This is a genomic window from Pseudomonas sp. NFPP07 (genome assembly GCF_900115645.1).
GTDB lineage: Bacteria > Pseudomonadota > Gammaproteobacteria > Pseudomonadales > Pseudomonadaceae > Aquipseudomonas > Aquipseudomonas chlororaphis.
Genome location: NZ_FOXG01000007.1, coordinates 95,781 through 108,507, shown reverse-complemented (window position 1 = coordinate 108,507; position 12,727 = coordinate 95,781). Strand labels below are relative to the sequence as shown.

The window sequence follows — 12,727 nt, the reverse complement described above, 5'->3', positions numbered from 1 at the left end:
TTCAGACCAGTAAGACCGAACGACGCCAGCAAAACCCGGCGCTCCAAGGCTTTTTCCGGCGTTTGGCACGGCCTGTGCTGTGTCGCTGCGCAGAAATCACTTCCCGTGAATCCGGAGATTTGCCATGACCAAGCGTTTCAGCGCCCTGCTCTCTGCCCTGTTTGCCAGTCTGATGCTGAGCCAGACGCCCGCCCACGCCAGCGGCCTGGACGATGTCGTCGCCCGCGGCACCCTCAAGGTGGCCGTGCCCCAGGATTTCCCGCCCTTTGGCTCGGTCGGTCCGGACATGAAACCCCGTGGCCTGGATATCGACACCGCGAAACTGCTGGCCGACCAGCTCAAGGTCAAACTCGAACTGACCCCGGTCAACAGCACCAACCGCATTCCGTTCCTGACCACCGGCAAGGTCGACCTGGTGATCTCCAGCCTCGGCAAGAACCCGGAGCGCGAGAAAGTCATCGATTTTTCCCAGGCCTACGCGCCCTTCTACCTGGCGGTATTCGGCCCACCCGAAGCGCCTATAGCCACCCTCGACGATCTCAAGGGCAAGACCATCAGCGTCACCCGCGGCGCCATCGAAGACATCGAACTGACCGCCGTGGCCCCGCAAGGCGTAACCATTAAGCGCTTCGAGGATAACAACTCGACCATCGCCGCCTACCTGGCCGGCCAGGTCGACCTGATCGCCAGCGGCAACGTGGTAATGGTCGCCATCAGCGAGCGCAACCCGAAACGCATCCCGGCGATGAAGGTCAAGCTCAAGGATTCCCCGGTCTACGTCGGCGTGAACAAGAACCAGCCGGAGCTGCTGGACAAGGTCAACCAGATCCTCACCACCGCCAAGGCCGACGGCAGCCTGGAAAAGAACGCCCAGCTGTGGCTCAAGCAGCCATTGCCGGCCGGCCTCTGAGCGCCGTCGCGGAGGTTATCCATGGCTTATCAGTTCGACTTTCTACCGGTGCTGGAAAACACCAGCCTGCTGCTGCGCGGCGCCCTGTTCACCCTTGAGCTGACCGCCATCGGCGCGTTGCTCGGGGTCGGCCTGGGCATAGTCGGCGCGGTGGTGCGGGCCTGGAAGATCCAGCCCTTCTCGGCCCTCTTCGGCGTCTACGTCGAGCTGATCCGCAACACCCCGTTCCTGGTGCAGCTGTTCTTCATCTTCTTCGGCCTGCCGTCCCTGGGGCTGCAGATATCCGAGTGGCAGGCGGCGGTGCTGGCGATGGTGATCAACCTGGGCGCCTACTCCACGGAAATCATTCGCGCCGGCATCCAGGCCATCCCCCGCGGCCAACTGGAGGCCGCGGCGGCCCTGGCCATGACCCGCCTGGAAGCCTTCCGCCATGTGGTGTTGCTGCCGGCACTGGGCAAGGTGTGGCCGGCCCTGAGCAGCCAGATCATCATCGTCATGCTCGGTTCGGCGGTGTGTTCGCAGATCGCCACCGAGGAGCTGAGCTTCGCCGCCAACTTCATTCAGTCGCGCAACTTCCGCGCCTTTGAAACCTACGCCCTGACCACGCTGATCTACCTGTGCATGGCCCTGCTGATCCGGCAGCTGCTGAACTGGGTCGGGCGCCGCTATATCGCGAGGAGCAGCCAATGAGTGATTTCAGCTTCTGGGACATCGTGCGTAACCTGCTGACCGGCCTGCAATGGACCCTGCTGCTGTCGCTGGTGGCCTTTGTCGGCGGCGGGCTGATCGGTTTGCTGATCATGACCCTGCGCATTTCCAAGAAGGCTTTCTCCAGCGGTTTCGCCCGCCTGTATATCGAGCTGTTCCAGGGCACGCCGCTGTTGATGCAGCTGTTCCTGGTGTTCTTCGGCATCGCCCTGCTGGGGGTGGATATCTCGCCCTGGCTGGCGGCGGCCATCGCCCTGACGCTGTTCACCAGCGCCTACCTGGCGGAGATCTGGCGCGGCTGTGTCGACTCGATCCCCAACGGCCAGTGGGAAGCCTCCTCCAGCCTGGCGCTCAACCCTTATGAACAGCTGCGCCATGTGATCCTGCCGCAGGCGCTGCGGATTGCCGTGGCGCCTACCGTGGGCTTCTCGGTGCAGGTGGTCAAAGGCACCGCGGTGACCTCGATCATCGGCTTCACCGAGCTGACCAAGACCGGCGGCATGCTCGCCAACGCCACCTTCGAGCCCTTCATGGTCTACGGCCTGGTGGCGCTCGGTTACTTCCTGCTGTGCTACCCCCTGTCCCTCAGTGCGCGCTACCTGGAAAGGAGACTGCATGCCTCTGCTTAGAATTTCCGCCCTGCATAAATATTACGGCGACCATCATGTGCTCAAGGGCATCGACCTCAGTATCGAGGAAGGCCAGGTGGTGGCGATCATCGGGCGCAGCGGCTCGGGCAAGAGCACCTTGCTGCGCACCCTCAACGGCCTGGAGTCGATCAACGACGGAGTCATCGAAGTCGACGGCGAATACCTCGACGCCGCCCGCGCCGACCTGCGCAGCCTGCGGCAGAAGGTCGGCATGGTGTTCCAGCAGTTCAACCTGTTCCCGCACCTGACCGTCGGCGAGAACGTCATGCTCGCCCCGCAGGTAGTGCAGAAGGTGCCCAAGGCCAGGGCCGCCGAACTGGCGCGGAAGATGCTGAAGCGGGTCGGCCTGGAGGAGAAGTTCGACGCCTTCCCCGACCGCCTGTCCGGCGGCCAGCAACAGCGGGTGGCGATTGCCCGGGCCCTGGCCATGTCGCCCAAGGTGCTGCTGTGCGACGAGATCACCTCGGCCCTCGACCCGGAGCTGGTCAACGAAGTCCTGAGCGTGGTGCGCCAGCTGGCCAAGGACGGCATGACCCTGATCATGGTGACCCACGAGATGCGTTTCGCCCGGGAAGTGGGCGACAAGCTGGTGTTCATGCATCAGGGCAAGGTGCATGAAGTGGGCGACCCGAAAGTGCTGTTCGCCAACCCGCAGACGCCGGAACTGGCGAATTTCATCGGGACCAATGAGGCGGCGGGCTGAGACTCTGCGGCGCCTGCCAGATTATTTCGCGAGCGAGCTCGCTCCTACAGTGGCCCGCATTCCCCTGTAGGAGCGAGCTCGCTCGCGATCGAACCCGCAGGGTTCGGCGCTTTTGCCTGCCTTGCATCAAGGATCGCGCCTTCGGCCACTGCTGCGCGTTGGCGCGAGCGATTGATCGTGGCAGGATGGCAAGGTTATCGACCGAGACCCCCAAACCATGCCGCAAACCCAAGCCAAGAATCTGTCCCTGATCGCCGCCATCGACCTGGGCTCCAACAGCTTTCACATGGTCGTGGCCAAGGCTCACCATAATGAAATCCGCATTCTCGAGCGGCTCGGTGAAAAGGTGCAGTTGGCCGCCGGGATCGACGAAGACCGTCAACTCAACGAAGAATCCATGCAACGCGGGCTCGATTGCCTGAAGCGCTTCGCCCAACTGATCAACGGCATGCCCCTGGGCGCGGTACGCATCGTCGGCACCAACGCCCTGCGCGAAGCGCGCAACCGCGGCGAATTCATCCGCCGCGCCGAGGAAATCCTCGGCCACCCGGTGGAAGTCATCTCCGGTCGTGAAGAAGCCCGCCTCATCTACCTGGGCGTGTCCCATACCCTCGCCGATACCCCGGGCAAGCGCCTGGTCGCCGACATCGGCGGCGGCAGTACCGAATTCATCATCGGTCAGCGCTTCGAGCCGCTGCTGCGCGAAAGCCTGCAGATGGGCTGCGTCAGCTTCACCCAGCGCTATTTCCGCGACGGCAAGATCACCCCGGCGCGCTACGCCCAGGCCTACACCGCGGCGCGCCTGGAAATCATGAGCATCGAACACGCCCTGCATCGCCTGACCTGGGATGAAGCCATCGGCTCCTCGGGCACCATCCGCGCCATCGGCCTGGCGCTCAAGGCCGGCGGCCACGGCAGCGGTGAAGTCAACGCCGAAGGCCTGGCCTGGCTCAAGCGTCGGCTGTTCAAGCTGGGCGATGCCGAGAAAATCGACTTCGAAGGCATCAAGCCGGATCGTCGGGCGATCTTCCCCGCCGGCCTGGCGATTCTCGAAGCCATCTTCGACGCCCTCGAACTGCAGCGCATGGACCATTGCGAAGGCGCCCTGCGCGAAGGCGTGCTCTACGACCTGCTGGGCCGTCATCACCACGAAGACGTGCGCGAGCGCACCCTGGGCTCGCTGATGGAGCGTTATCACGTCGACCTGGAACAGGCCGCCCGGGTCGAGCGCAAGGCGCTCCACGCCTTCGACCAGGTGGCCGAGGACTGGGACCTGGAGGACGGTGTCTGGCGCGAACTGCTGGGCTGGGCCGCCAAGGTCCATGAAGTGGGCCTGGATATCGCCCACTACCATTACCACAAGCACGGCGCCTACCTGATCGAGCACTCGGACCTCGCCGGTTTCTCCCGCGAAGACCAGCAAATGCTCGCGCTACTGGTACGCGGCCACCGTCGCAACATTCCCAGGGACAAGTTCGCCGAATTCGGCGAGGAAGGCAGCAAGCTGATCCGCCTGTGCGTGCTGCTGCGTTTCGCCATCCTGTTCCACCATATCCGCGGCACCCAGGAAATGCCCCAGGTGAAGCTGCACGCCGCCGGCGACAGCCTGGAGGTGATGTTCCCGGCAAACTGGCTCGACGAGAACCAGCTGACCCAGGCCGACTTCGCCCTGGAAGCCGAGTGGCTGACCCGGGTCGGGATCACCCTCAACGTGCACTGAAACGCCCCGCACAAAAAAGCCGGCTTGCCGGCGATGGACTCCTTCTAAAGGGCGCCATCGCCGGCAAGCCGGCTTTTTCATGGGCTGAATAGGCCCCGGGCTCAGCGCACCGCCAGCACCGGGTTGCTCAGGCGCTCCAGCAATGTGGCCTGGGCACTGCGCGGGTTCTGGTTGCCGGTCGGGGTGTTGCGGATGTAGCGACCGTCCGACTGCAGGCTCCAGCTGTGGGTGTTATCGGTGAGATAACTTTCCAGCTCCTTCTTGACCCGCAGGATCAGCTTCTTGCCCTCGACCGGGAAGCAGGTCTCGACGCGCTTGTCGAGGTTGCGCTCCATCCAGTCGGCGCTGGAGAGGAACATCTGCTCCTCGCCGCCATTGAGGAAGTAGAACACCCGGGTGTGCTCCAGGAAGCGGCCGATGATCGAGCGCACATGAATGTTGTGCGACACGCCGGCGATCCCCGGACGCAGGCAGCACATGCCACGCACCACCAGGTCGATGCGCACGCCCGACTGGCTGGCCTTGTACAGCGCGCGGATGATCTTCGGATCGGTCAGCGAGTTGAACTTGGCGATGATGTGCGCCGGCTTGCCGTCCAGGGCGAACTGGGTCTCCCGGGCAATCATGTCGAGCATGCCCTTCTTCAGGGTGAAGGGCGCGTGCAGAAGCTTCTTCATGCGCAGGGTCTTGCCCATGCCGATCAACTGGCTGAAGAGCTTGCCGACGTCCTCGCACAAGGCGTCGTCGGAAGTCAGCAGGCTGTAGTCGGTATACAGGCGGGCGTTGCCGGCGTGGTAATTGCCGGTGCCCAAGTGGGCGTAGCGCACGATCTCGCCGGCTTCGCGCCGCAGGATCAACATCATCTTGGCGTGGGTCTTGAAGCCGACCACACCGTAGATCACCACCGCGCCGGCCGCTTGCAGGCGGCTGGCCAGTTGCAGGTTGGACTCTTCGTCGAAGCGCGCGCGCAGCTCGATCACCGCGGTGACTTCCTTGCCGTTACGCGCCGCATCCACCAGCGCATCGACGATTTCCGAGTTGGCGCCGGAGCGGTACAGGGTCTGGCGCACCGCCAGCACGTGCGGATCCTTGGCCGCCTGGCGCAGCAGGTCGACCACCGGGGTGAAGGACTCGAACGGGTGCAGCAGCAGGATGTCCTGCTTGCTGATCACGCTGAAGATGTTCTCGCTGTTCTGCAACAGCTTGGGAATCTGCGGGGTAAACGGCGTGTATTGCAGCTCCGGGTGGCTGTCCAGGCCGGTGATGCTGAACAGGCGCGTCAGGTTCACCGGACCGTTGACCTGGTACAGCTCGGTCTCGCTCAGGCTGAACTGCTTGAGCAGGTAGTCGGACAGGTGTTTCGGGCAGGTGTCGGCCACTTCCAGACGCACCGCATCGCCGTAACGACGGGAGAACAGCTCGCCGCGCAGGGCGCGGGCCAGGTCTTCGACGTCCTCGGTGTCCACCGCCAGGTCGGCGTTGCGGGTCAGGCGGAACTGATAGCAGCCCTTTACCTTCATGCCCTGGAACAGGTCATCGGCGTGGGCGTGGATCATCGACGAGAGGAACACATAGTTGTCGCCAGGGCCGCCGACTTCTTCCGGCACCTTGATGATCCTCGGCAGCAGGCGCGGCGCCGGGATGATCGCCAGGCCGGAATCGCGACCAAAGGCGTCGATCCCTTCGAGTTCGACGATGAAGTTCAGGCTCTTGTTCACCAGCAGCGGGAACGGGTGCGTCGGGTCGAGGCCGATCGGGGTGATGATCGGCGCGATCTCGTCGCGGAAATAACGACGAACCCAGGTCTTGAGCTTGGTGGTCCAGTAACGGCGACGGATGAAGCGGACCTGATGTTTCTCCAGCTCCGGCAACAGGATGTCGTTGAGGATCGCGTACTGGCGGTCGACGTGACCGTGCACCAGGTCGCTGATGCGCGCCAGGGCCTGGTGCGGCTGCAGGCCATCGGCACCGGCCTGTTCACGGGCGAAGGTGATCTGCTTCTTCAGGCCGGCGACGCGGATCTCGAAGAACTCGTCCAGGTTGCTGGAGAAAATCAGCAGGAACTTCAGGCGCTCCAGCAACGGATAGGACTCATCCAGCGCCTGTTCCAGCACGCGGATGTTGAACTGCAGTTGCGACAGCTCGCGATGGATATACAGGCTGCTGTCATCCAGGCTCGGGATGACCAGGGTCGGCATCGCCACATGCGGTGCGTCCGCTTGCACCGGCGGGGCTTCCAGCTCCGGTGGTGTTTCAACGACCTGCTCGACCACGGGTTGAGCTTCTTTTACGGCAACTTCAGTGAGTCCTTCGGTATTCATCGCGTGTTCCTGGGAGGGCTATTTTTGCTCTCGTAACAATTGAGCAGCACGAACGGCAAAGTAAGTCAGGATGCCATCGGCACCCGCGCGTTTAAAGGCGGTCAAGGATTCGAGAATAACCCCTTCGCTCAACCAGCCATTCTGGATCGCCGCCATGTGCATGGCGTATTCGCCGCTGACCTGATAGACAAAGGTTGGCACCTTGAATTCATCCTTGACCCGCCAAAGGATGTCCAGGTACGGCATGCCCGGCTTGACCATGACCATGTCCGCGCCTTCGGCGAGGTCGGCGGCCACTTCATGCAGGGCTTCGTGGCTGTTGGCCGGGTCCATCTGGTAGGAGGCCTTGTTGGCCTTGCCCAGGTTCAGCGCCGAGCCGACCGCGTCGCGGAACGGGCCGTAATAGGCGCTGGCGTACTTGGCCGAATAGGCCATGATCCGCACGTTGACGTGGCCGGCCAGCTCCAGGGCTTCGCGGATCGCCTGGATGCGGCCGTCCATCATGTCCGAAGGCGCGACCACCTGGGCGCCGGCTTCGGCATGGGACAGGGCTTGCCTGACCAGTGCATCGACGGTGATGTCGTTCTGCACATAGCCTTCTTCGTCGAGGATGCCGTCCTGACCGTGGGTGGTGAACGGATCGAGCGCCACGTCGGTGATCACGCCCAGCTCGGGGAAACGCTCACGCAGCGCGCGGGTGGCGCGCTGGGCAATGCCTTCCGGGTTCCAGGCTTCGGCGGCGTCCAGCGACTTGAGATCCGCCGGGGTCACCGGGAACAATGCCAGCGCGGGAATCCCCAGCTCGACCCACTTTGCCGCTTCCTCCAGCAGCAGGTCGATGGTCAGGCGTTCGACGCCCGGCATCGAGGCCACCGCTTCCCGACGATTCTCACCGTCGAGCACGAATACCGGCAGGATCAGGTCATCGGTGGTCAGGACGTTTTCACGCACCAGGCGACGAGAAAAGTCATCACGGCGATTGCGACGCAGGCGAGTGGCAGGAAACAAACGGTTGGCTGGGGTAAAGCTCACGACAGACTCCTGAGCCCGCACAGGCGGGCGAGCGTGACAGTTATAAGCGCCCATTATGACGAACGGATGACAGTTGTGCTTAACCCTGTGACCGGTAGTCGCAGCTATTGTCCAGCCAGCATTTGTTCACGTCGAGACACATTTGGATACTTTCCTCCATGGGCCCGAAGGGTTAGGCTGCGCGTTCATTTCGCCAGCATCCAGACAATGCTCCAACAATTTCTTCAGGAATTCGGCTACTTCGCCCTCTTTCTCGGCACATTCTTCGAAGGCGAGACCATCCTGGTCCTGGCCGGCTTCCTCGCGTTTCGCGGATACATGGACATCAACCTGGTGGTGGTCGTGGCGTTCTTCGGCAGCTATGCCGGCGACCAGCTGTGGTACTTCCTGGGACGCAAGCACGGGCGCAAGCTGCTGGCACGCAAGCCGCGCTGGCAATTGATGGGCGATCGGGCGCTGGAGCATATCCGCAAGCATCCGGACATCTGGGTGCTGAGCTTCCGCTTCGTCTACGGCCTGCGCACCGTGATGCCGGTGGCCATCGGCCTGTCGGGGTATCCGCCGGGACGTTATCTGTTGCTCAACGGCATTGGCGCGGCGATCTGGGCCGCCGCCCTGGCCGCCGCGGCCTATCACTTCGGCGCCGTGCTCGAAGGCATGCTGGGCAGCATCAAGAAGTACGAACTGTGGGTGCTCGGCGCCTTGCTGGTCCTGGGTTTCGCCCTGTGGCTGCGCCGCCGCTTCAAGAATGCGCGACTGGCCAAGGCGATCTACGAAGCCGAACAGGTCAAGCAGAACGAGCAGAGCGATTGCTGCAAGTCTAAGACGCCAGTCGAGTAAGGCGGCCCCGGCAGCAGTAAAGCGCGATGCCACTGAGCAGGCTGTAACTGATCAGGCCGACCCAGCCCAAGGCGCTGGCCGGCCACAGCCCGACCAGGGGCGCCAGCCACACCAGCGGCAGGTTCGACGCCAGCCGCAGCAGCTCCATCTTCAGCGCCCACGGGCGATTCTCCAGCGCCCCCCCAATACCCAAATAATGAACACCCCGCCGTAGTTGCGATCCATGTAGAAAGCGTCCGCGACCCGATAGTTGTTCACCCCCGCCAGCGGTCGGCCAGCAGCTCGAGGGCTATCAGCACGAAGAAGAACGGCACCGCATACAGAATGAAATTCATGACACGGCCTGATCGCAATCCTGATCGAAGATTAGGTTGGGCGGCGGGATAACCCTATGGCAACGGGCGACAAATTAGTGGACATTTAACGCCATGAATCTGGAGAAAAAACCATGAGCAAAAAAGTTGCAGTGATCCTTTCCGGCTGTGGCGTCTATGACGGTGCCGAGATCCATGAAAGCGTCATCACCCTGCTGCGCCTGGACCAGCGTGGCGCCCAGGTGCAGTGCTTCGCCCCGAACATCGCCCAGCTGCATGTGATCAACCACCTGACCGGCGAAGAGATGCCCGAGTCGCGCAATGTCCTGGTGGAATCGGCGCGCATCGCCCGCGGCCAGGTCAAAGACATCCGCGAGGCCAACGCCGAAGACTTCGACGCGCTGATCGTGCCTGGCGGCTTTGGCGCGGCGAAAAACCTTTCCAACTTCGCCGTGGAAGGGGCCGGCTGCACAGTCCAGCCGGATGTCCTGGCACTGACCGAAGCCTTCGCCGAAGCCGGCAAGCCGGTGGGCCTGATCTGCATCTCGCCGGCATTGGCGGCGAAGATCTACGGCCCGGGCGTCACCTGCACCATCGGCAACGACGCCGACACCGCGGCCGCCGTCAGCAAGATGGGCGCGACCCATGCCGAGTGCACCGTCGGCGACATCATCGAGGACAAGGCGCGCAAGCTGGTCAGCACCCCGGCCTACATGCTCGCGCAGTCCATCAGCGAAGCCGCGGCCGGCATCAATAAGCTGGTGGATCGGGTGCTGGAACTGACCCACGAAAACGACGAATAACCCAAAAGCCGTGGCGAGCGGCAAACGCCCTCGCCTCGCGGGAATTGTCAGGCCTGACGCGCCAGCCGCGTCAGGATCCGGTCCAGGGCATTGGCGAAGGCCTGCTTCTCGCGATCCCCATAAGGGCCTTGCCCGCCGCCGACCTGCCCCTGCTCGCGCAGATCGGTAAACAGGTTACGCACCGCCAGCCGCTCGCCCATGTTCTGCGCATCGAACTCCTTGCCCCGCGGGTCGAGGGCGGCGACGCCCTTCTTCACCAGCCGGTCGGCCAGGGGCACGTCGCTGCAGATCACCAGTTCGCCCGGCACTGCGTGTTCCACCAGATAATCGTCGGCCGCATCCGGGCCGCTGGGCACCACGATCAGCTTGACGCAGGCAAAGGCCGGCTTGATCTGCGGCTGCCCCGCCACCAGCACCAGCTCGAACTGGCGCTTGAGGGCAAACCTCACCACCTGATCCTTCGCCGCCTTGGGGCAGGCGTCGGCATCGATCCACACACGCATTGCGTGACTCCTCCTGAAAAGCATCGCGGGCAAGCCTCGCGCCTACAGTTCTCGATGCACCGTAGGAACAAGGCTTGCCCGCGATGATGAGCGAAGCGGATGCTTCAGGAAACCTGGGCCCGCCGTTTCTCGGCGATGCGGCTGCGACTGTAGAGCACGATGATCGCCACGATCGCCACCGCCTGTGCCGTCAGCGAGTAGGCATCGGCGTGAATGCCCAGCCAGTCGAAGTCGAAGAACGCCACCGGCCGCGTACCGAAGATTCCAGCCTCCTGCAGCGCCTTGACGCCATGCCCGGCAAACACCACCGACAAGGCGCACAGCAACGCCGCGTTGATGCCGAAGAACAGCGCCAGCGGCAGCTTGGCCGAACCGCGCAGGATCACCCAGGCCAGGCCGACCAGCAGCACCAGCGCCGTGGCGCCGCCGGCCAGCACTGCGTTGTGGCCTGCCGGGCCGGCCTGCAGCCACAGGGTTTCGTAGAACAGGATCACTTCGAACAGCTCGCGATAGACCGAGAAGAACGCCAGCACCGCAAAACCGAAACGGCCGCCACCGCCCACCAGGCTGCTCTTGATGTAGTCCTGCCAGGCCGCCGCGTGCCGGCGGTCGTGCATCCACACGCCGAGCCACAGCACCATGACACTGGCGAACAAGGCCGTGGCGCCTTCCAGCAACTCGCGCTGGGAGCCGCTGACGTCGATCACATACGCCGCCAGCGCCCAGGTCGCCAGGCCGGCCAGCAACGCCAGCCCCCAACCGACGTTGACGCTGCGCACCGCCGATTGCTGGCCGGTATTGCGCAGGAAGGCCAGGATCGCCGCCAGCACCAGGATCGCTTCCAGGCCCTCGCGCAGCAGGATCAACAGGCCGGAAATGTAGCTCAGGGACCAGCTCAGGCCATCGCTGCCCAGCAGGCCCGCCGACTCTGTCAGCTTGGCCTTGGCGGCAGCCAGACGCTGCTCGGCCTGCTCTGCCGGCAAGCCGTCCTGCAACGCCTGCCGATAGGCCATCAGGGCTTTCTCGGTGTCCTTGCGCACGTTGGCGTCGACGTTGTCGAGGGAGCTTTCCACCAGCTCGAAGCCTTCCAGGTACGCCGCCACCGACAGGTCGTAGGCCTGTTCGCGGTCACCGGCGCGGTAGGCGGCCAGGCTCTTGTCCAGGGTCGAGGCGGTGTAGTCGAGCAGTTGCGCCGGGCCGCGCTTGACCTGTGGCGGCTGGGCGCGCTGGGCACGGAAGGTAGCCGCGGCCTGCGGGCCTTCGGCGGCCTCTACTTCACTTGGGGTCTGGCGGGCCAGGTCGGCGAGGTTGTAGCTCTTGTCGCCCTTCGCCGCGGCCGGGTCGGCGGTGAAGCCGGCGATATAGGTCGCCAGGTCCCAGCGCTGACGGTCATCCAGCTGATCGGCGAAAGACGGCATGTCGGTGCCTTCGACGCCCAGGCCGAGGGTGTTGTAGATCGCGTAGAGGCTCAGGTGATCCGTGCGCGCCGCATCCCGCAGGTTGGCCGGTGGCGGCGTCAGGCCGACACCGGCCGGGCCGTCGCCGGCACCGGTGTCGCCGTGACACACCGAGCAATGCTGGGCATACAAAGGCGCGCCACGGCTCGGGTCCGGGGTGATGATCGGCGCCTGGCTGACCTCATAGGCCACCGCTAGCTTGGCACCCAGCTGCCGCGCCTGCCGGGCGACAAGGGCGCCGTCCGCCTTGGCCTTGACCGCGTCGTTCAGGCTGGCGATGCCCTGCTCCAGCTCGGCCTTCTCCGGCTTGGCCGGCAAATCGGCGACCAGCCCCTGCAACACGCCGAGAAACTCGACCTGCTCACGGTACTCGGAGTCGTCAATGACCTTGCCCGCCTCGACCGTCGGTGGGTAGTCCGCGCCAATGTAGTCGAGCAGGTGCAGCGCCTTGGGCGCGCCTTCTACGGTGTCCGCCAGCAGGTTGGCGCTGCACAGGGCCAATACCGGCAGCACGAGCCACGCCAGGAAACGGGAGGGGGCAGTCATGAACGAATCTCAAATGGAAATACGAAGTAACACATTGTTCACTTCCAATGAGTTTCACTCAAGCGTTGTCACACGCGACACCCAGGCGCAGTCGTGCCTCGTGCCGGGCCAAAGCCTTGAATCGCCTGGGGTCCGGGGTTTCCTGAACAAAGATGAAATAAATCCGGGCGTAGTCGGGACTAGCCCATGCTCTCGGATCCCCTGAGGCGCACATACAAAA

General features: G+C 63.9%; 11 protein-coding genes and 1 pseudogene. 7 read left to right on the top strand and 5 right to left on the bottom strand.

The annotated features are described in order from the left end of the window. Positions 1-124 precede the first annotated feature (124 nt). The 5 genes from BM019_RS18860 (at position 125) to ppx (ending at position 4,691) form a co-directional block, all read left to right on the top strand. Complete coding sequence (locus BM019_RS18860; RefSeq protein ID WP_081359460.1) at positions 125-910, top strand: transporter substrate-binding domain-containing protein; 786 nt, start codon at positions 125-127, stop codon at positions 908-910. Positions 911-931: 21 nt separating this feature from the next. After that, positions 932-1,600, top strand: a complete 669-nt coding sequence (locus tag BM019_RS18855; protein WP_053263061.1) for an amino acid ABC transporter permease — start codon at positions 932-934, stop codon at positions 1,598-1,600. Continuing rightward, entirely contained in the window at positions 1,597-2,247 is a 651-nt protein-coding gene (locus BM019_RS18850) for an amino acid ABC transporter permease (protein WP_092419260.1), read from the top strand. The genes BM019_RS18855 and BM019_RS18850 overlap by 4 nt, the downstream gene beginning before the upstream one ends. Continuing rightward, positions 2,234-2,971 (top strand): amino acid ABC transporter ATP-binding protein, encoded by a 738-nt coding sequence (locus BM019_RS18845; protein ID WP_009046129.1) that lies wholly within the window; start codon positions 2,234-2,236, stop codon positions 2,969-2,971. Before BM019_RS18850 ends, BM019_RS18845 begins: the two co-directional genes overlap by 14 nt. A gap of 217 nt (positions 2,972-3,188) precedes the next feature. After that, positions 3,189-4,691 carry an exopolyphosphatase gene (ppx, locus tag BM019_RS18840; protein ID WP_085532898.1) on the top strand — a complete coding sequence of 501 codons (1,503 nt, stop codon included), beginning with the start codon at positions 3,189-3,191 and terminating at the stop codon, positions 4,689-4,691. Between the two features lie 101 nt (positions 4,692-4,792). Here the strand turns inward: ppx and ppk1 are convergent, their stop codons facing one another. Together ppk1 and hemB are read right to left on the bottom strand one after the other, a co-directional pair. Further along, on the bottom strand, positions 4,793-7,012 hold the full coding sequence (gene ppk1, locus BM019_RS18835; RefSeq protein ID WP_092419257.1) for a polyphosphate kinase 1: 2,220 nt from the start codon (positions 7,010-7,012) through the stop codon (positions 4,793-4,795). An 18-nt stretch (positions 7,013-7,030) separates the two neighbouring features. Then, a complete protein-coding gene (gene hemB, locus BM019_RS18830; RefSeq protein ID WP_009046132.1) occupies positions 7,031-8,044 on the bottom strand; it encodes a porphobilinogen synthase in 1,014 nt (337 codons plus the stop codon). A gap of 207 nt (positions 8,045-8,251) precedes the next feature. On the opposite strand from hemB, the gene BM019_RS18825 reads away from it, so the two are divergent. Then, complete coding sequence (locus tag BM019_RS18825; protein WP_007926712.1) at positions 8,252-8,884, top strand: DedA family protein; 633 nt, start codon at positions 8,252-8,254, stop codon at positions 8,882-8,884. Here the strand turns inward: BM019_RS18825 and BM019_RS18820 are convergent. Continuing rightward, positions 8,865-9,077, bottom strand: a pseudogene (locus tag BM019_RS18820) (hypothetical protein); the annotation flags it as partial. The gene BM019_RS18825 and the pseudogene BM019_RS18820 sit on opposite strands and share 20 nt — an antisense overlap. A gap of 255 nt (positions 9,078-9,332) precedes the next feature. Between BM019_RS18820 and elbB the strand changes: the two are divergent. Continuing rightward, on the top strand, positions 9,333-10,001 hold the full coding sequence (gene elbB / locus BM019_RS18815; RefSeq protein ID WP_007926709.1) for an isoprenoid biosynthesis glyoxalase ElbB: 669 nt from the start codon (positions 9,333-9,335) through the stop codon (positions 9,999-10,001). Positions 10,002-10,048: 47 nt separating this feature from the next. Here elbB and BM019_RS18810 read toward each other — a convergent pair whose 3' ends face one another. Next, on the bottom strand, positions 10,049-10,504 hold the full coding sequence (locus tag BM019_RS18810; RefSeq protein WP_044465693.1) for a YaiI/YqxD family protein: 456 nt from the start codon (positions 10,502-10,504) through the stop codon (positions 10,049-10,051). Positions 10,505-10,608: 104 nt separating this feature from the next. Then, positions 10,609-12,507 carry an FTR1 family protein gene (locus tag BM019_RS18805; protein WP_092419254.1) on the bottom strand — a complete coding sequence of 633 codons (1,899 nt, stop codon included), beginning with the start codon at positions 12,505-12,507 and terminating at the stop codon, positions 10,609-10,611. Positions 12,508-12,727 lie beyond the last annotated feature (220 nt).